The organism is Pseudomonas sp. 21615526 (genome assembly GCF_013386245.1).
In the GTDB taxonomy this organism is placed as follows: domain Bacteria; phylum Pseudomonadota; class Gammaproteobacteria; order Pseudomonadales; family Pseudomonadaceae; genus Aquipseudomonas.
Genome location: NZ_JACAOM010000060.1, coordinates 1 through 18,563 on the forward strand (window position 1 = coordinate 1; position 18,563 = coordinate 18,563).

The window sequence follows — 18,563 nt, forward strand, 5'->3', positions numbered from 1 at the left end:
TGCAGTCAGGGGTTTTGTTTATGTAGAAGTCCATGATTTTCACCGGCACGTTGCGAACGCAACGGTCTGGTACACAGAATTTCTTGACGACCATAGAGCATTGGAACCACCTGATCCCATCCCGAACTCAGCAGTGAAACGATGCATCGCCGATGGTAGTGTGGGGTTTCCCCATGTGAGAGTAGGTCATCGTCAAGATTGAATTCCGAAACCCCTGTCTGCTAGCGCAGACAGGGGTTTTGTCGTTTAAGGGCTGGGCAAACAACTAGAACCGGCTCACCCTTTGCGTGCCTTACTGCTTCGCCTGGCCATTAACTTGCGCCACCATATATAGATCCCGGTAGCAGACAACATCGCGATCACAGCTCCCAGCAGCGCAATCAGCACCTGACCCGTCACCCCGATGATCCTGCCCCCATGGATCGGCAGTTGCAGCCGATAAAAGCGCTCTCCCAACGTACCTTGCCCTGCTATTTCCTGCCCCAGTAAACGCCCATCCTTCCCGTGGAAAAACAACCAGGATTTCCCATGGGCCTCGGTATCATGTTGTCCAAAACCCGCCCCATAAAAGTTGTACTCAAAGCTGTAGTAAAGCTCTCCAATCGCCGCCGTCAGTCCCAGCCGCTTGCCTTCCTCCAGCGCCCGCTCATAGGCCTGTTGATAACTCAGTTGTGTCACGCCCAATTGCTCGGCGGGTAACCCGCCACGGGCCTCATAGACGCTAGGCTCAACCGGTGAGAACAGCGAGACAGCAGGCTTGAACACCTGGCTCGGCAAATTCATCGCGACGCTGCTGACTGCAATCGGCAGCAACAACAGCCAAAGCCATAACCCGCCTGCACGATGCAGGTCGAAGTTCAGCCGGTAAGCGTGGCCGCCCTTGATCTTCCACGCCTTGGACCACTTCTTCCAGAACGGTTTACCTCTCGGCAGGGTCAGCCACAGCGCGATAAAACAATCGAACACCCATGCGATCGCCACCAGTCCCATCAGCCACAAACCCCAATTACCCGGCAGTGTCAGGTTGTAGTGAAATTCCAGAATGAACGGAATGAAGTTCTCGCGCTGAAAGCAGCAAGCCCCCCAAACACGCCGGCCCATTTCTTCGCCGCTGACCGGATCCAGGTAAAAGACCTGGTTGGGCTCCTCAAAGGGTTTGCCCGTCGCCGGATCGTTTCTCGCAACTGCCGCCAGCATCGCGGTATGACCGGCCTCTTGTGGATACTCCATGTACCAGACTTGCAGTTTGGGATGCTGCCCCTGCAACGTGTCCACCAGTTCACCTGGCGGCAATGCCGAACCTTTGGCCGTTGCTCCATAAAAGCCGGGATTGAGCCATTCATCCAACTCATGATTAAACGCCAGAAGGCTGCCCGTGAGTCCCGCCATCATCAGAAACAACGCCGTTGCCAACCCGATGTAGCGATGAAGTAAAACCAGCAATGCGCGCATAAAAATTTCCTGCAAAGACGACAAAGCCAGCGCCTGGAATCAGGAACTGGCTTTGTATGAATCGAGAGGGATTAGAACTGGTAGCTCACCGTCGCACTGACGTTGCGCTCTTCACCCAGGTAGCAGAAGTTCAAACTGGCACACGACGCCACGTAAGACTCGTTCGTCAGGTTGTTGGCATTCAGGCGTACATCCACACCCTTCAGTCCCACCTTGCCAAGGTCATAACCCATCGAGGCGTCAAACAGCGTGTAGGCGGGCACCTTCATGGTGTTCTCCGCATCTGCCCAGCTGTAGCCGACATAACGAACACCACCACCGAGTCGCAGGCCATCCAGTGCGCCGCTATCGAACTTGTAGTCTGCCCATACCGACGCCATATGACGCGGCGCCTGCGTCGGCGAGTTCCCCTTGTTCTCGATCACGTTGTCTGCGGTACTCAGCGTGCTGACCATCGACTTCGAATACTCGATATCGGTGAAGGTATAGCTGCCCAACAATTTGAGATGGTCGGTCAACTGCATATGCGCCTCCAGCTCCAGGCCCTGGGAGCGCACAGCGCCGACCGCGCGATAGAAGTTTTCCTGCGGCAGTTTGGTCGCCAGGTTTTCCTGGTCGATGCGGAACAGCGAGGCCGTGAACAAATTGTCGGTACCCGGCGGCTGATACTTCAAGCCGACTTCCCACTGGGTGCCGTCGGTAGGTGCAAGGGGATTGCCGGCACTGTCCGAATAGGAGTTCGGGTTGAAGGATTCGGAATAGCTGACGTAGGGCGCGAGACCATTATCAAACAGGTAGAGCGCTCCCGCCCGGCCGGTCAGTTTGGTACGTTTATCACTGATCTCTGTGCCCAGCGGCCGTCCCGCTTCGGCAATGCGATTTTCATCGGAGGTCTCAACCCAGTCCTGACGCAACCCGAGGGAGAACCGCCACTTGTCCATCTCAATCAGGTCTTGCAGGTAAACGCCGGTCTGCTCGAGCCGGCGCAGATAACTGGTTGGGCTGTAATAGCTGATCTCGGAATTGCCATACACCGGGTTGAACGCATTGATTGGCGCAAGAGAGCCGCTGCTCCAGTCCACGACGGTTTTGCGCCGCTGATAGTCCGCCCCCATCAACACCGTATGCTTGGTCGCGCCGGTAAAAAATTCAGCCTGCAGCATGTTGTCGATGATGAACGCATGCAGCTTTTCGTCACCGCCTGAGTAGTAGCGATTCAGCTCATTACTGGTGGGCGTGGTCCAGCCATAGGCATACACCTGGTCCAGCTGGACCTTGGAGTCCAGATACCGAAAGTTCTGCCGCGCCGTGAAAACATCATTGAAGCGATGCTCGAACTGATAGCCGAACGACTGTTGATCACGCTTGTACCCATCAATGCCCGGCTCGCCTTCGAAGAAGTGATTGGAGATCCGCTGGCCGTTGCGCTGATGCAGCGCGCCATCTGCCGGCATGCCTCCGTGGTAGCCACCGTCGGGGTCATGCTGCAGGTAAGCCTGGAGTGTGAGGGATGTGTCATCGGTAAAGTCGATGCTCAAGGTGGGTGCCAGCGCGTAGCGTTTTTCCTTGGCATGGTCGAATTGCGTGTCGGACTTGTCTGCAAGCCCGGTCAGTCGGTAAGCAATGCGCTTGTCGTCATCCACCGAGCCGCTGAAGTCGAAACCCATGCCTCGCTGCCCTTGGGAACCTATCGTGGCCTGGACCTGATGGTATGGCTCAAACAATGGCTTCTTGCTAGTCAACGCCACCAGCCCACCCGGCGAGCTGCGCCCGTAGAGCACCGATGACGGTCCTTTGAGGATATCTACGCGCTCGAGGAAATACGGGTCCACCTGCATGGTGCTGTAGGTTCCGCTGTCACCCATGGATTTCAAACCGTCCAGGTAGATGTTATCCACCGAACCGTCGTTGAAACCACGCATCGCCACATAGTCATAGCGGTGAGTGGCGCCATAAGGGTTGGTCAGCACGCCAGGGGTGTAACGCATGGCCTGGGCAACGGTTTGCGAGCCTTGGTCGTCCATCTGCTCGCGGGTCACCACTGAAACCGTCTGAGACGTTTCCAGCAGCGCGGTACTGGTCTTGGTGGCGATCTGGCTGTGGGTCGCGTTGTAGCCTTCCATGCTGCCCAGGGCATTACCCAGGGCGAAGCCTTTGATGTCGGTGGTCGGCAAGGTCAGCGCCTCGCTCTCGGGCTGGACCTGCAACACGAAACTCACGTCGTCCTGGGCCTGCGCCTGCAAGCCTGAGCCGTTGAGCAATTGGCTCAGGCCCTGTTCGGCCGAGTACTCCCCGTGCAGCCCGGGAGACTGTCGGCCCTGAGTCTGCGCAGGCGTGCTGGAAAGGGTGATGCCTGCCTGACGGGCAAACTGATTGAGCACATCGCTCAGCGCGCCTGCCGGGATGTCATAGCGCTGGCTGATACGTTCGACCCCGCTATCAGCCGCGACACCGGCCACTGGCAGCAAGCCGATGCCCATCGTGGTCGACAGCAATGCTGCGCGTACGGCTTTGCCGAGCAAAGGGTAGGAAGAGGGAGAGTTGCTGAAAAAACGCACAGTCATTATCGAGATCCGTAGAGGTCGCTGAAGGCAGATTGAATTGCTTACTGTCTAAGCCGGACTCACGGAAAAAAGCCGCCAAAAATAAATCAGGCACGCCAAAAATAATCAGGCCTGACGCTCCAGGCTCACCCACCAGCGGGTGCGATAGCGCAGGCGCACAGGCAGCGTCTGCGGAAGGATCGCCAATAGTTTCTCGGTGTCCTCCAGGCGAAAAACACCAGACAAGCGCAAATCTGCGATATCGCTCGAGCAGCCCAGATAACCATGGCGATAGCGCCCCACCTCCGCCAGGAAGTCGGCAAGACGCATGTTGCGGGTGACGATCAATCCGTCGGCCCAGGCCCCTGTATCCATATCCGAAGGCGGCGCCAGAGCGGCCGCATTCTGACGCACCAGATAGCTTTCTCCTGCATGCACTTGAGTGAAAAGCCCGTCGGCGGTATGCGGTGAATGAATCGCCACGTTGCCTGACGCGACGCTCAGACGTGTGCAATCGCTGTCCTGGCGCACCACAAATCGCCCGTCTATTCCTTCGAACAAACCATGGCGGGTGCGAACCAGTAGGGGGGCGGTCGCCGCGGCGCCGCAGGTCACCAGGATTTCCCCACGCACCAATGTGATCAAGCGTTGTTGCGGGTTGAAGTCGAGGTCCACTGCGCTATCGGTATTGAGCTGCAGGCGCGTGCCATCCGGTAGTTGCACGCTACGGCGTTCGCCAGTGGTGGTAGCCAGGTCAGAGGTCCAACGCTGCCAGCCGGTGAGGTCTCGGCTGACCCAGGCCGCCGAACCCATCAACAGCACGCCGGACAATACCTTCAATGCCTGCCGGCGCCCAAGGCGCTGGGCACTGTTCTCCAGCGCCACATGGGCCCCGGGAATCGCCGCCAACTGGCTGCTTAATTCATGCTGCAGTGCCTGCACGCGTTGCCAGGCCAACTCGTGTTCATGATGAGCCTCGCGCCAGTGCTCGCACTGCGCCTTCAGGCGGACATTGGCGCGATTGTTACGCAGGCGCAGCATCCAGCTGATGGCCTGCTTGACCACCTGCGGGTCGATTCCTGCGCGCGCGGTGTTATCCATCGAGGTCATGCCTCATACCGCAGCACATAACAGTGATAAAGCGCCTCGGCGACATAGCGTTCCACCGAACGCAGTGATACACCCATCTGCTGCGCAATCTGCTTGTAAGTCAGGCCGTCGCATTGAGCCAGTAGAAACGCCTTGCGTACCTTGGGCTTGAGTCCGTCCAGAAGCCGGGCGATGGACTCCAGCAATTCCAGAATCAACGCACGTTCTTCAGCACTCGGCCCCAAGGCTTCGGGCAAATGCGCGATGGACTCCAGGTAGGCGCGCTCGATTTCTTCGCGACGCCAATGATCGATCACCAGGCCCCGCGCGATAGTGCGCAGGAAAGCGCGAGGGGCCTTGAGTTCGAAACGTTCGGTTTTTTGCAGCAGCCGCACGAACGTGTCCTGGGCCAGGTCCGCCGCATCCGCTGCGTTACCCAGACGGCTGCGCAGCCAAGTGTTCAGCCAGCCATGATGGTTGCTGTAAAGCGTCTGTACTGCGTACTCGGATGAGGGCATTCACACGGCCTGGCAAAGCGTCACAAATGATAATTAGTCGCATTGTCGACAAGCCTGAAAAATTTTGCAACTCCTGACGTTAGAGCGCTACCACTGGTCGGTTTCTGACATTAAAAGCAGATGCTTCTCACAAATTCCTAAGATTTATCCTGCCTTGGCCGAAAGCCTGACGAGCCATGCGTGCACCGAAATAGAGCAGTCGCAGAGTCTGCCTATACCGTTACATGGAATGTTGCATCCGGCACGCTCACCCCCTTTTGGCAAAAAGAAGTCAATGAAATGAATCTCAAGTTCAGTCATAAAATTCTGTTGGCCGCGTCAGGCGTAGTGGTTCTGGCCTTCGCGTTATTCACGTTCTACAACGACTACTTGCAGCGCAATACCATCCGGCAAAACCTGGAGTCGTCCATTCAGCAATCCGGTGAACTCACCGCCAGCAGCGTGCAGAATTGGCTCAGCGGGCGGGTGCTGGTACTGGAAAGCCTCGCGCAAAACGTGGCCCATCAAGGCAGCTCTGCCGATCTTCCGGGGTTGGTCGACCAGTCGGCATTTACCTCCAACTTCCAGTTCACCTACGTCGGTTCCACCAACGGCGTGTTCACCCAGCGTCCCGACGCCAAAATGCCCGATGGCTACGATCCGCGTCAGCGTCCCTGGTACAAGCAAGCTGTCGCAGCCGACAAGACCATGCTCACACCGCCCTACATGGCTGCGGTAGGCGGGCTGATCGTGACCATCGCGATGCCGGTGAAAAAGAATGGCGAACTGCTTGGCGTGGTCGGCGGTGACCTGAGCCTGCAAACCCTGGTGAAGATCATCAACTCGGTGGATTTCGGCGGCATCGGCCATGCATTCCTGGTCAGCGGTGATGGCCAGGTGATCGTCAGCCCGGACCAGGACCAGGTGATGAAGAACCTCAAGGACATCTACCCGGGCACCAACGTGCGCATCGAGAAGCTCAGCCAGGAAGTGGTCTTGAATGGCCAGGAACGGATTTTGTCCTTCACCCCGATCAGCGGGTTGCCGAATGCCGACTGGTACATCGGCCTGTCGATCGACAAAGACAAAGCCTACGCACCGCTGGGTAAGTTCCGTACCTCGGCATTGATCGCCATGTTCATTGCGGTTGCCGCCATTGCCGTGTTCCTGAGCGTCCTGATCCAGGTCTTGATGCGCCCGTTGACCACCATGGGCCGCGCCATGCAGGACATCGCCCAGGGCGAGGGTGACCTGACCCGCCGCCTGACAGTGGAAAGCAAGGACGAGTTCGGTGACTTGGGCAGTGCCTTCAACCAATTCGTCGAGCGTATTCACGCGTCGATTTCCGAAGTTTCCTCGGCGACGCGCCAGGTGCACGACCTGTCCCAGCGAGTAATGGCCTCGTCCAACGCGTCGATCATCGGTTCTGACGAACAAAGCGCGCGCACCAACAGCGTGGCCGCAGCGATCAACGAACTGGGGGCCGCCACGCAGGAAATCGCGCGCAACGCCGCTGATGCTTCGCAACACGCCAGTGGTGCCAGTGAGCAGGCCGATGATGGGCGCAAGGTGGTTGAGAAAACCATCCTGGCGATGTCGGAGCTTTCGCAAAAAATCAGCCTGTCCTGCACGCAGATTGAAACCCTGAACGCCAGCACCGACAACATCGGCCACATCCTGGACGTGATCAAAGGCATCTCCCAGCAAACCAACCTGTTGGCCCTCAACGCCGCGATTGAAGCGGCACGTGCCGGTGAGGCCGGGCGTGGGTTTGCCGTGGTGGCGGATGAAGTACGCAACCTGGCGCACCGCACCCAGGAGTCGGCAGAAGAGATCCACAAAATGATCACCTCGCTGCAGATTGGCTCGCGTGAGGCCGTGACCACGATGAACGCCAGCCAGACCTCCAGCGAAGAAAGCGTCGAGGTCGCCAACCAGGCCGGTGAGCGCCTGGTCAGCGTGACGCAGCGGATCGTCGAGATCGACGGGATGAACCAGTCGGTAGCGGCCGCCACCGAGGAACAGACCGCCGTGGTGGAAACTCTCAACGTCGACATCAACCAGATCAACCTGCTGAACCAGCAGGGCGTGGCCAACCTCAACGAAACCTTGAAGGATTGCGACGCCTTGTCTCAACAGGCCAACCGGCTGAAGCAGTTGGTCGACAGTTTCAAAATCTGATCGATGAACACACAGGAGCGAGCCTGCTCGCTCCTGTCTCCTTTAGCCAAACATCGCTCGCACATTCGCCAGCGCACCGTCGGCGAATGCCTGCACAAACGGCTCAAACCCCTCCGCGCCAGGTTCAACCGGCTCGGCGATGATCGTCCAGGTCACCCGTGAGGATCCTGCTCCCAACGGTTCGACATCCATGGCGGCCCACAACCGTGCTACGCCCAAGGTGTTGTAGATCGTGGTCCAGGTCATGCGCATGGCCTGCTCGTCGCGGCTGTTGAGTTGCTCCACCACCAGGTGTCCATCGTGGAAGAACTTCTTGCGCAGCGATCCCGCGCCCGCACCAGTGATTTCGATGTGGGACAAGGCGGGGATGAATCGATCAAATCCGCCAAAGTCACCGACCACCGCCCACGCACTGGCGGCATCACAGGCAACCACAACTGAGGACACCACAGGTTTGGCGCAAGGGTTGCGAATCAACGTATCGGGTTTCATAAGGTCTTCCTTCAATTGAGAGCCTGGTCACAGGAAACCGGTGCTGCGCAGGTACTCGCAGCCCTTGCGTAACAGCGCCGGATTTTTTTCGGGGTAGCGCCCGCCCATCTGCTCGACGCCGCGTCGTGCGTTGTCATGGCGGATCATCGAGGTATCGCCGATGTCCTCGCCCACCCCGTTGAGGTAGAAGCCCAGTACGCCGAACAGCGCATTGCGGCTGTCCACTGTGTGCAGGTGACGTTGCCAGTGAGCCACGCTCACCAGCTCGAATGCGTGGCCTGCCTGGCGAAAGGCGTCGACGTAGGTTTCCCAGCTCAGGGGCTGCGGGTTATGCAGGTTGAACACCGTCCCTCCAGCACGGCAGCGGCTGCTGTGGAACGCAATAAACCGGGCGAGAAAGTCCACCGGCATCAGGTCGAAATTCAACTCAAGGTGCGGCACCAGGCCCAGTTGGAGTGAACCTTTGAGCATCAACATCAGGCGATTCTTCTGTGGCTCGCAGACTCCGCTGCGGCTGTTGAAGCTGATGTTCCCCGGGCGATGGATATTGACCCAGGCACCTTGCGCTGCGGCGCGTCCCAGCAAGCGTTCGGCAACCCATTTGGACAGGTTGTAGCCATTCTGGATGTAGAGCGGCGGGGTGGCCGCGGCGGGGTTTTCGAGTACCTGGCCATGTGCGTCGATAGTGCTGGCGGCCGACAGCGTCGAGATAAAATTGAAGACCTTCTTGCACCGGGTTTCACACAGGCGCAGGCATTCCAGCACCGGTTCGACGTTGTCCTTGGCCAGGGTGGCGTAATCCATCACATGATTGACGTGGGCGGCGTTGTGCACCAACACGCCGAACTCCCCGGCGAGGTAGTCATACACCTCACTCGACAGGCCAAGACGCGGCTGGCTGATGTCGGCGGCATACACCTGCACCCGGCTCAGGTCCAGGTGTTCCAGACGGTACTCTCGCAGGGCCTCGGCAAACCTCGCGGTTGCCGAATGTCCGGGCCGTTCGCGCACCAGGCACGCCACTTCAAGTGCACCCTCGGCCAGCAGTGCCTCGACGATATGCACCCCGAGAAAACTGTTGGCCCCGGTCACGATCACCCGGCGACGTTCGCCCGCCTGTTCAGCCGGCAATGTCTGCACATGCAGCTCACGTAGCGCATCCCGGGTAGCCTGGCCGGTCGGTGCTTCGGGTGGTGCGTCGTCCCCCATCAGCGTAGCGAGGGTACGAACCGTGGGGGTTTCAAAAAACCGACTTAGGGATAGGCTGCGCCCGAACTGCTCGCGGATACGCAGCAGCATCGTCGACAGCAGGATGGAATGGCCGCCAAGATTGAAGAAGCTCTCGTCGGCCGACAGCTGCGTGACCGGCATGCCCAGCAACTCGCTCCACAGGTTGAGCAACTGCACTTGCATGGGCGTGTGCGGTTCGCCGTGAATGATGGCCGGCAGCGTTGGAGTCGGTAACGCCAGCAATGCCTGGCGGTCGACCTTTCCGTTGGGGGTGCACGGCATGCTCGCAAGTTCCGTGCACAGGGTTGGCCGCAAATAGTCCGGCAGTGTTTGCCGGGCATGCTGCGTCAGTGCAGGCAGGGCGTCTTGTGTTTCGGGCTGAGCAACAAAAGCCAGGATTCGCCGCTCACGGTCAATCACCACCGCCACTTGGCGAAACAGCTGACTGCTGCGCAGGCAATGTTCGATCTCTTGCGGTTCGACCCGGAACCCACGGATCTTCACCTGCTGATCCCGGCGCCCGACCAACTCGATGCCGGCAGCGGTCCACTGCGCCAGGTCGCCTGTGCGGTAGGCCCGCAAGGTCTGGCCGTCGGGCAACTCCAGGGGGACGAAATGCTCGGCGGTCTGACGCGGCTGGTTGAGGTAACCCAGGCTGACGCCGGGACCGACGATGTACAGTTCGCCCAACACCTGCTCATCCACCGGTTGCAGGTGCTCGTCGAGGATCAGTACCTGGCTGTTGGCGATGGGCGTGCCGAGGTTGCGATTGCTGTCGCCCGGCTGCAACGTGTGGCTGGTCACCAGCACGGTGGCTTCGGTGGGCCCGTAGAAATTGTGCAGGCGACACTGGCCTGCCAACTGCTCGATGACATAGGGCTCGCACACGTCGCCTCCGGTCATCAGGTGCGCCAGGCCCAGGGGTTGATCCAGCGGCAGGATGCTCAGCAGCGCCGGCGGCAGGAAGGCGTGGGTGACGCGCTGTTGTCGGATCAACTCCACCAGTTGCTGCGGGTCGCGTCGCTGGTCCTCACTGGGCACGATCAGCTCGGCGCCCGCGATCAGGCTCGGGAAGATATCGATCAGGGACGAGTCAAAACTCAAGGGCGAAAACTGCAAGACCCGGCTGTGTTCGCTCAGCTGCACATGACCCCCGAACCAGGCGCTGAAATGGGCTAGGTTGTGCTGGCTGAGCAGCACGCCCTTGGGGTGGCCGGTAGTGCCCGAGGTGTGGAACACCATGCAAGGGTCGTCCATGGCGGGGCGCTGGCGCATTGGCAGCGAGGTGTCGGGAGTGTCGACGGCACTCACATCCAATGCACAAAACCCGTCCCGCAGTGGATGTTTGCCATCATCCAGCAGCACCGAGACGCCGGCGTTTTCCAGCATCGCTTGCTGGCGTTGCAGCGGGTGGCCCGGCTCCAGGGGCAGGTACACCGCACCGCAGGCGAGTACCGCGAGAATGCTGGCGTACAGCTCCAGGGATTTGCCCAGGCAGACGCCGATTACCGGCGGTGTGTCGTGGGGCCCAAGCAGAAGTCGCAGACGGTGCTGGATAGCCAGGCTCTGGCGATGCAACTGCCGGTAAGTCAGCCCGCTGCCGGCGATGTTCAACGCCGGCCGGTCGGCGAAGGTTTGCAGACTGTTTTCCAATCGTTCGATCAGGGGTACCTGGGCTTGCTGCTGCAGAACCAAATCGGCCGTCAGGTTAAAACGATGCAGGTACGCCAGGGATGCAAGCGCTTGCAGGCCGTGTTCCGGATCATCAGAGGCGACGGCCGCCTGCGAGAAATAGCCCGGGTCCCGGGAGAACCCACTCACCTGTTGGGCTACCCACTCCACCAGGCTGCTTACTGCGTGTTGACGCAGCCGTTGACCATTGCCACAGGCTTCTCCGGCTACCTCCAGGGTTGTCAGGAGTCGCCGTGAGTGGGCGTAACACCTGAGCTGCAGGGCCGGCAATCCACAGTCGGTCAACGCTCCCATACCCACGCGCAGGCTCATCAAGGCTGTGCACGTCACGCCGGGCGGAACCTCCTCGCTACCGTCATCAATCAGCAGGTCTAGGTGGGTGACATCCTGTGCTCGCACCACCCCATGACCGTATTGCGCCAATGTCTCACCCAGTTCATTCAGCGCCGCGCTGAAGCCCGCCAGCCCAATCTTCAGGTGCCTCATGGGTGCCCTCCTGGCGCCGCAAGAAAGGCATCCAGCGCCCCAACCACACTCGGCGTTTGCAGCAGGCCGCTGTGGTTCAGGAAGCCCATGATATTGCCGATCAACGGGTGCTGGCGGGTAATGGGAAAGCCCATCGCCTGCACTTCAGTGCGCAGCGCAGAGCGCGTGCCGTCACTGACATCCAGGTGCTCGATCAAGTGCAGGTCGAAGTTTTTCTGCAGGTCGTGGGTCAGGTAATGCTGGAGAAAAACCGGCAGGATCCGGGCGATACAGTCGCGGTCCGCGGCGTCTGCAGACTGCCAATAAATACGCACCAGGCGCGTCCAGAAAAGCGCGTGGCGGCCCTCGTCAAACAGGTGGTCGGCCATCAACCCACGGATGGATTGCTTGACACTGTCGTCCTTGGAAAACGCTGCCACGTCATGGGTCACGGTGTTCTCGGCGATGGCCACGGCAATCAGTTCCACGGCATCGCGCAGGTGTTCGGGCGCCAGCGCCAGTGCGGCAGGCAAGGCGCGGCTCAGCTCGATTTGCGCGGGTAGTTCAAGGGGTGGGATCCCGGTCATCTCGATGGTCTGTTGCATGAAATCGAGGGCGACGAGGGCGTGGTAATCCTCGTCCACCACCACGGTCATGGCGTCGTAGCGACAGGCAAGCGGGAAGGGCACCGAAAAGCGATTCTTGGCGATGCTGCGTGCGGTCTTGTCGACGATCTCGGTTTCAAAGATCACCACGTCGTTGATGAACTTGTAGAACGTCTGCAGCAAGACAAAATCACGGCACTGCGGGCATCGGTCGATAAAGGTTGCGCTCAGCACCAGGGGCTGTCGGCTCAGGGGGTAGATCAGTTTCTGATCGTTTTCCAGCCGCCGCCGCGGGCGTGTGCGGATGGTCGCGCGGCGCTCCCAGTCGTCGGCAAATGAGCGGTAGTCGGCAGGGTTCATGCGCTCATCTCCGGCAGGCACCTATGCAACCCATCCCATAAGGCCAGGCGGCTTTCCACGGCGCCGAGGGCGCAACTGTCGGCTTGCTGCTCGCGGCTTGGGTCGCCGAGGGTAAGGCGTTGCAGCAATTGAGTTGCCGCCGGGCCATGCTCCTGGGCGTCGATCTCCATGTGGCGCTTGAGGTAGTAGCAGAAGGTGGGCGCCTGGCGATGGAGCACCTCGCACTCCTCCAGGATGCGCTTGAACATCGCCGGGATGACGCTCTCGCGCCCGTGGAGAAAGGCTGCCGCCACGCAGTGCGTCGGGGCGTCCAGGGCAACCTGCAGGGTACTTCTGACGAACCGGGCCACGGACGGGTGGATATCGATTTTTTGCAGGGCCGTTTCTGCATCGTTGCCGTCACGCTGCAGGCTGACGAACCGCTCGATGTTCGCCGTGCTCGCGCCGACTTCACGCATGGCTTCCAGGTACAACTCGAAGTGGCTGCCGTGCCCATGGCCGGGATACGCGTCCGACTCTTCGCCCAATACGATCTCATTGATCAGGCGAGCCGCTTGCGGGTCCGTTGGCGGTAACCAGGGCAGGCGCATACCGGTGAGGTCATGTTGCAGGCGTTTGGTGAGTGTCATGAAGTCCCACACGGCGAATACGTGGTTTTCCATAAAGTACTGCAACTTTGGAAGAGTGTTTATTTGTTTGAATATTGGATGGATATGTAACTTCTGCTTTTTTTGTTTAAGCAGGTGTGAGTGCTGGAACATGTTGATGCCTATAAGTCGTGTCTCTTCCCTGATAAAAGCGTTGTGCTTTAGCGACAAATAAACATTGGTTTTCACGGATGCGCGGGTGCCTTGATAACAGGCAGCCCTGTACGAGGCTGACACTGTTACTGGCAAGCAGCATGCTGTGACAAAATACCAAGGCTTTATTTAAAGGAACGCCACGCGCAGTGACGCACCGAGCATGGATTCACGCTGTCGATTGGGAGAATTGGAGTGTTGGTAATAATCTGATTAAGTATTCAGGTGTTTTTAGTTTTATAAGTTTTTCGAGTTGGAATATTGCGGTAGTTGGATCGCTCTGCGGAGTGTGTGAAGTTTTCTTTGGGCTTAATGGTTTAACGGGAGTAATGGTGGTGCACTGGCCTCCGTCGGCCAGCGTCACTTTGCAGCGCTTTGTGGTCGAGGGAGGCGTTTCAGTTCCACGCGGAATTTACAGCGCAGCGTTCTGTTCAGTCTCTTCAAGACTTTTGAGGTAACCCGTAATCACCTCCATGCCGCGGGTAAGGTGGTTACGCAGGGTCAGGATGCTTTCGTCGACCTTCTTTTGCGCCACGAGGTCGAGCAGTTCGCGGTGATCTTCCTGGGACGTCTTGCCCAGGCCCATGGCCTCGAGGTTGAAGCGCAGGAAACGTTCCTCTTCGTTCAAGCCGTGTTCAACCAGCTTGAGCAACCGCTGATTGCCCGCCTTGCCATACAGCGCCATGTGGAACAGGCGGTTGAGGCGGCCGATTTCGGTGTAGTCGCTTTCCCGTTCCAGCGCGTCGATAAAGGCGCCAGCCTGGGTGATGTCATCGGGCGTGAGCAGGGGAATCGACAAGCGCAGCGCTTCGGATTCGAGGAGTATGCGCAGGGCGTAGGTTTCCGCCGAGTGGTCCTCGATCAGTGGCGCCACCACCGCGCCTTTGTGGGTGACCACATGCAGCAGCGATTGGGCTTCCAGTTGACGCAATGCCTCGCGCACCGGCATCCGGCTGACCCCGAACAAGCTGGCCAGCTCCTGTTGACGCATGGCGGTGCCACAGGGCAAGCGGCCATCCAGGATGGCGTTGCGCAATGTTTCTTCAATCACGGAGCGGGCGAGATGGGCGGGGATAGGCCCGCTGATCTGGATGCTGCTCAAAGGGTTCGGCTTCTGCGTCACGACTACGCTATCCTCCTTTTCAAGGTGAGGTGGCTAATTGGATCCAATGCACACTAGAGATTGTCCACAAGCTTGTCAAACGGGCAAGGTTTCGGCTTGTAAGCGACTCAACAGCGTGTTCTTCGGGCCCACAGCTCCCATTTGTCAGGTCTTACAGGCTAAAGGTCCGTCGTGCACATTTTATTCCCGGGAGTCGGGCCAATAGCGGTATTGCTGCATATCGATATTCACTAACGGTATTTAAAATGCGGTTCTTATGACTATAAAGTCACTCTCCTGACTGCACGGGAGTGAACTCATGTCTGCCACCTCTACTGTTCCAACAGCGACCGACACCACACAAACCTTCGAGATCCGTCCATTTCCCGGCAGCGTCGGCGCCGAAATCATAGGCCTGGACCTGGCCCGCCCGGTCAGCGACCAGGACTTCGCACGCATTCACCGCGCGCATCTGGACCATCACGTCGTGGTCTTCCGCGACCAACGTATCACCCCCGAGCAACAGATCGCCTTCAGCCGCCGTTTCGGCGTGCTGCAAATCCATGTGCTCAAACAATTCCTGCTGGCCAACCACCCGGAAATCCTGATCGTCTCCAACATCATCGAAAACGGCCAATCCATCGGCCTGGGAGACGCCGGCAAGTTCTGGCACTCGGACCTCTCCTATAAGGAGCTGCCGAGCCTGGGCTCGATGCTCCATGCCCAGGAGCTGCCGTCCGAGGGTGGCGACACGTTGTTCGCCGACATGCATAAAGCCTGGGACAACCTGCCCGAGTCCCTGCGCAAGGCCGTTGAAGGCCGCAGCGCCGCGCACTCCTACACCGCACGCTACAGCGAAACCAAATTCGAAGGCAATTGGCGCCCGACCCTCACGCCCGAGCAACTCGCTCAAGTGGCGGAAGTGGTACACCCGATTGTGCGCACCCACCCGGAAAACGGCCGCAAGGCGCTGTTCGTCAGCGAGGGCTTCACCACCCGTATCGTCGGCCTGCCGGAAGACGAAAGCCGCGACCTGCTTGCCCAGCTGTACGCCCACAGCGTGCTGCCGGAAAACATCTACCGCCATCAGTGGCAGCCCCACGACATGGTGTTCTGGGACAACCGCTCGCTGATCCACCTGGCGGCCGGCTGCCCCAGCCACCTGCGGCGCAAGCTGTACCGCACCACCATCCAGGGCGACGCGCCTTTCTGACCCGGAGCATGACCATGTCCAAGAAAACCCCATTTGCGCGCCTGGCCGCGACGGTCGGCCTGGGCGTCAGCCTGCTGGCCGGCAGTCTTGTGGCGCCTGCCGCCGCCCAGGCCGAAGGCGAGATTCGCATCGCCGAGCAGTTTGGCATCGTCTACCTGTTGCTCAACGTGGTGCGCGACCAGAACCTGATCGAAAAATACGGCAAGCAGGAAGGCATCGACATCAAGGTCGACTGGACACAATTGTCCGGCGGCGCAGCCGTCAATGATGCGCTGCTCTCCGGTTCCATCGACATCGCCGGGGCCGGCGTTGGCCCGCTGCTGACTATCTGGGACCGCACCCACGGCAAGCAGAACGTGAAAGCCGTCGCCTCCCTGGGCAACTTCCCCTACTACCTGGTGAGCAACAATCCCAAGGTCAAGACCATTGCCGACTTCACTGAAAAAGACCGCATTGCCGTACCGGCAGTGGGCGTTTCCGTGCAGTCGCGTTTCCTGCAATACGCTGCCGCCAAGCAATGGGGCGACAAGGAATTCAATCGCCTCGACAAGTACACCGTCGCCGTCCCGCACCCGGATGCCACGGCTGCGCTGATTGCCGGTGGCACCGAGCTGACCGGGCACTTCTCCAACCCGCCGTTCCAGGAGCAGGCCCTGACCAACCCGAACGTGCATGTGGTGCTCAACTCCTATGACATCCTCGGGCCTAACTCGCCGACCGTGCTGTTCGCCACCGAGAAATTCCGCAACGACAACCCGAAAACCTACAAGGCGTTCGTCGAGGCACTGACCGAAGCGGCGCAGTTCGCCCAGAACGACAAAGGCGCCGCCGCCGATACCTACATCCGCGTGACCAAGGCCAAGATCGACCGCGCCGAGCTGCTGAAAATCATCGAAAACCCGCAGTTCGAATTCAGCGTCACACCGAAAAACACCTACCCGCTGGCGGAATTCCTCTACCGCGTCGGCGCGATCAAAAACAAACCCGAATCGTGGAAGGATTACTTCTTCCAGGACGCCAAGCCGCTGCAAGGGAGCTGACATGAACGCGCCCTTGCAAGGCCACACGGCCAGCAACCCGACCACCACCGAAGCACTGCTTTCGGTGGATAAAGTCAGCCTTGAATACCGCACGCCCGAACGGGTGGTGCGGGCCACTCACCAAGTCAGCTTCGCGATCGATCCGGCAGACCGCTTTGTATTGCTGGGGCCTTCGGGCTGCGGCAAATCCACACTGTTGAAATCCATCGCCGGCTTTATCAAGCCGTGTGAAGGCGAGATCCGTCTGCTCGGGCAAAAAGTCGAGCAGCCAGGGCCGGACCGTATCGTGGTGTTCCAGGAGTTCGACCAACTGCCGCCGTGGAAAACCGTCAAGCAGAACGTCATGTTCCCGCTGCTGGCGTCCAAAACCCTCAAGCGTCGCGAGGCCGAAGAGCGGGCGCTGTACTACCTGGAAAAAGTCGGCCTCACGGCCTTTGCCGACGCCTACCCGCACACCCTGTCCGGCGGCATGAAGGCCCGCGTGGCAATCGCCCGGGCGTTGGCCATGCAACCGAAAATCCTGCTGATGGATGAACCCTTCGCCGCCCTCGACGCCCTGACCCGGCGCAAGATGCAGGAAGAACTATTGCTGCTCTGGGAAGAGGTGCGTTTCACCCTGCTGTTCGTCACCCACTCCATCGAGGAAGCGCTGGTGGTGGGCAACCGCATCCTGTTGCTGTCGCCGCACCCGGGGCGGGTGCGGGCGGAAATCCACAGCCATCAATACGACCTGCACAGCCTCGGCGGTGTGGAGTTCCAGGCTTCGGCGCGGCGCATTCATCGGCTGCTGTTTGATGAAGCGCCCGAGGTGGAAACCGAACTGGGTTTCGCCGATATCCGCATCGCTTATTGAAGGGCTTGCACCATGCGCCAGGAATATGAAATCACTCTCGAACCGTTGCCCGGTGTACGCGTAGAGCGCGAGTTGCCGTGGCGCCAGCGCCTGTGGCAACAAGGCTGGCTGCGTAAAAGCCTGATCCTGATCGTGCTTGCGATCCTCTGGGAAGCGGCTGCCCGTTATCAGAACAATGACCTGCTGCTGCCGAGCTTCCTGCAGACACTGAGCGCGTTCTACGACGGCATGGCCAGTGGCGAGTTGTTGAGCAAGGTCAGTATCTCGCTGGTGGTGCTGATCAAGGGTTACCTGATCGGCATTGTGCTGGCGTTTGCCCTGACCACGCTTGCGGTGTCGACCCAACTGGGGCGTGACCTGCTGAGCACCCTGACCTCGATGTTCAACCCGTTGCCGGCGATTGCCCTGCTGCCGCTGGCGCTGTTGTGGTTTGGCCTGGGGCAGAACAGCCTGATCTTCGTGCTGGTGCATTCAGTGTTGTGGGCGCTGGCGCTCAACACCTATTCAGGGTTCCTCGGTGTCTCCGAAACCCTGCGCATGGCCGGTCGAAATTATGGCCTCAAGGGTATGCGCTTCGTGTTGTTCATCCTGATCCCGGCTGCGCTGCCGTCGATTCTCGCCGGGCTGAAAATCGGCTGGGCGTTCGCCTGGCGCACGTTGATCGCTGCCGAGTTGGTGTTCGGTGCTACCAGCGGCAAAGGCGGTTTGGGTTGGTACATCTTCCAGAACCGCAACGAGCTGTACACCGACAAAGTGTTTGCCGGCCTGGCGGTGGTGATCCTGATCGGGCTGCTGGTGGAGAACCTGGTGTTCGACACCCTGGAGCGGGTCACCGTGAAGCGCTGGGGCATGCAACGCTGACTGAAACACCAACCCTGTGGCGAGGGAGCAAGCTCCCTCGCCACAGTCTGCTACGATTGCGCCAAGTTCACTCCCAACCGATCACGAG

At 59.5% G+C, this 18,563-nt stretch carries 14 protein-coding genes and 1 rRNA gene; 6 read left to right on the forward strand and 9 right to left on the reverse strand.

The window, feature by feature from the left end; genetic code table 11:
• Nucleotides 1-82: 82 nt before the first annotated feature.
• A 5S ribosomal RNA gene (gene rrf / locus HX786_RS17300) occupies nt 83-198 on the forward strand.
• Nucleotides 199-276: 78 nt separating this feature from the next.
• Here the strand turns inward: rrf and HX786_RS17305 are convergent.
• From HX786_RS17305 to HX786_RS17320, 4 genes are all read right to left on the reverse strand, one after another.
• Nucleotides 277-1,452, reverse strand: coding sequence for a PepSY domain-containing protein (locus HX786_RS17305; protein ID WP_178912377.1), 1,176 nt, complete (start codon nt 1,450-1,452; stop codon nt 277-279).
• Nucleotides 1,453-1,523: 71 nt separating this feature from the next.
• Entirely contained in the window at nt 1,524-4,016 is a 2,493-nt protein-coding gene (locus HX786_RS17310) for a TonB-dependent siderophore receptor (RefSeq protein WP_178912378.1), read from the reverse strand.
• Nucleotides 4,017-4,121: 105 nt separating this feature from the next.
• The gene (locus HX786_RS17315) at nt 4,122-5,105 is read right to left on the reverse strand and encodes a FecR domain-containing protein (RefSeq protein WP_003218246.1); all 984 of its coding nucleotides are present in this window, start codon (nt 5,103-5,105) and stop codon (nt 4,122-4,124) included.
• The gene (locus HX786_RS17320) at nt 5,102-5,602 is read right to left on the reverse strand and encodes a sigma-70 family RNA polymerase sigma factor (RefSeq protein ID WP_003218244.1); all 501 of its coding nucleotides are present in this window, start codon (nt 5,600-5,602) and stop codon (nt 5,102-5,104) included. Before HX786_RS17320 ends, HX786_RS17315 begins: the two co-directional genes overlap by 4 nt.
• Nucleotides 5,603-5,881: 279 nt before the next feature.
• Between HX786_RS17320 and HX786_RS17325 the strand changes: the two genes are divergently transcribed.
• Nucleotides 5,882-7,762, forward strand: a complete 1,881-nt coding sequence (locus tag HX786_RS17325) for a methyl-accepting chemotaxis protein (protein ID WP_003218243.1) — start codon at nt 5,882-5,884, stop codon at nt 7,760-7,762.
• Nucleotides 7,763-7,804: 42 nt separating this feature from the next.
• Here HX786_RS17325 and HX786_RS17330 read toward each other — a convergent pair whose 3' ends face one another.
• The 5 genes from HX786_RS17330 to HX786_RS17350 form a co-directional block, all read right to left on the reverse strand.
• Nucleotides 7,805-8,254, reverse strand: a complete 450-nt coding sequence (locus tag HX786_RS17330) for an SRPBCC family protein (RefSeq protein WP_177067541.1) — start codon at nt 8,252-8,254, stop codon at nt 7,805-7,807.
• Nucleotides 8,255-8,281: 27 nt separating this feature from the next.
• Nucleotides 8,282-11,662, reverse strand: a complete 3,381-nt coding sequence (locus tag HX786_RS17335) for an amino acid adenylation domain-containing protein (RefSeq protein ID WP_178912379.1) — start codon at nt 11,660-11,662, stop codon at nt 8,282-8,284.
• Complete coding sequence (locus tag HX786_RS17340) at nt 11,659-12,606, reverse strand: diiron oxygenase (protein ID WP_102367850.1); 948 nt, start codon at nt 12,604-12,606, stop codon at nt 11,659-11,661. The genes HX786_RS17335 and HX786_RS17340 overlap by 4 nt, the downstream gene beginning before the upstream one ends.
• On the reverse strand, nt 12,603-13,367 hold the full coding sequence (locus HX786_RS17345; RefSeq protein WP_023659321.1) for a DUF3050 domain-containing protein: 765 nt from the start codon (nt 13,365-13,367) through the stop codon (nt 12,603-12,605). Before HX786_RS17345 ends, HX786_RS17340 begins: the two co-directional genes overlap by 4 nt.
• 451 nt (nt 13,368-13,818) lie before the next feature.
• The gene (locus HX786_RS17350) at nt 13,819-14,529 is read right to left on the reverse strand and encodes a GntR family transcriptional regulator (RefSeq protein WP_003218234.1); all 711 of its coding nucleotides are present in this window, start codon (nt 14,527-14,529) and stop codon (nt 13,819-13,821) included.
• Nucleotides 14,530-14,827: 298 nt separating this feature from the next.
• Here HX786_RS17350 and HX786_RS17355 point away from each other — a divergent pair, with 298 nt between their 5' ends.
• Genes HX786_RS17355 through HX786_RS17370 form a run of 4 tightly spaced genes read left to right on the forward strand, consistent with a single transcriptional unit; the run spans nt 14,828 to nt 18,475 of the window.
• Nucleotides 14,828-15,721: a TauD/TfdA family dioxygenase gene (locus HX786_RS17355; protein WP_003218232.1), complete on the forward strand. Its 894-nt coding sequence runs from the start codon at nt 14,828-14,830 to the stop codon at nt 15,719-15,721.
• A 14-nt stretch (nt 15,722-15,735) separates the two neighbouring features.
• On the forward strand, nt 15,736-16,761 hold the full coding sequence (locus HX786_RS17360) for an ABC transporter substrate-binding protein (protein ID WP_003218229.1): 1,026 nt from the start codon (nt 15,736-15,738) through the stop codon (nt 16,759-16,761).
• Between the two features lies 1 nt (nt 16,762).
• Nucleotides 16,763-17,614 carry an ABC transporter ATP-binding protein gene (locus HX786_RS17365; protein WP_008433632.1) on the forward strand — a complete coding sequence of 284 codons (852 nt, stop codon included), beginning with the start codon at nt 16,763-16,765 and terminating at the stop codon, nt 17,612-17,614.
• Nucleotides 17,615-17,626: 12 nt separating this feature from the next.
• Nucleotides 17,627-18,475 carry an ABC transporter permease gene (locus HX786_RS17370; RefSeq protein WP_003218225.1) on the forward strand — a complete coding sequence of 283 codons (849 nt, stop codon included), beginning with the start codon at nt 17,627-17,629 and terminating at the stop codon, nt 18,473-18,475.
• The last annotated feature ends 88 nt before the right edge of the window (nt 18,476-18,563 follow it).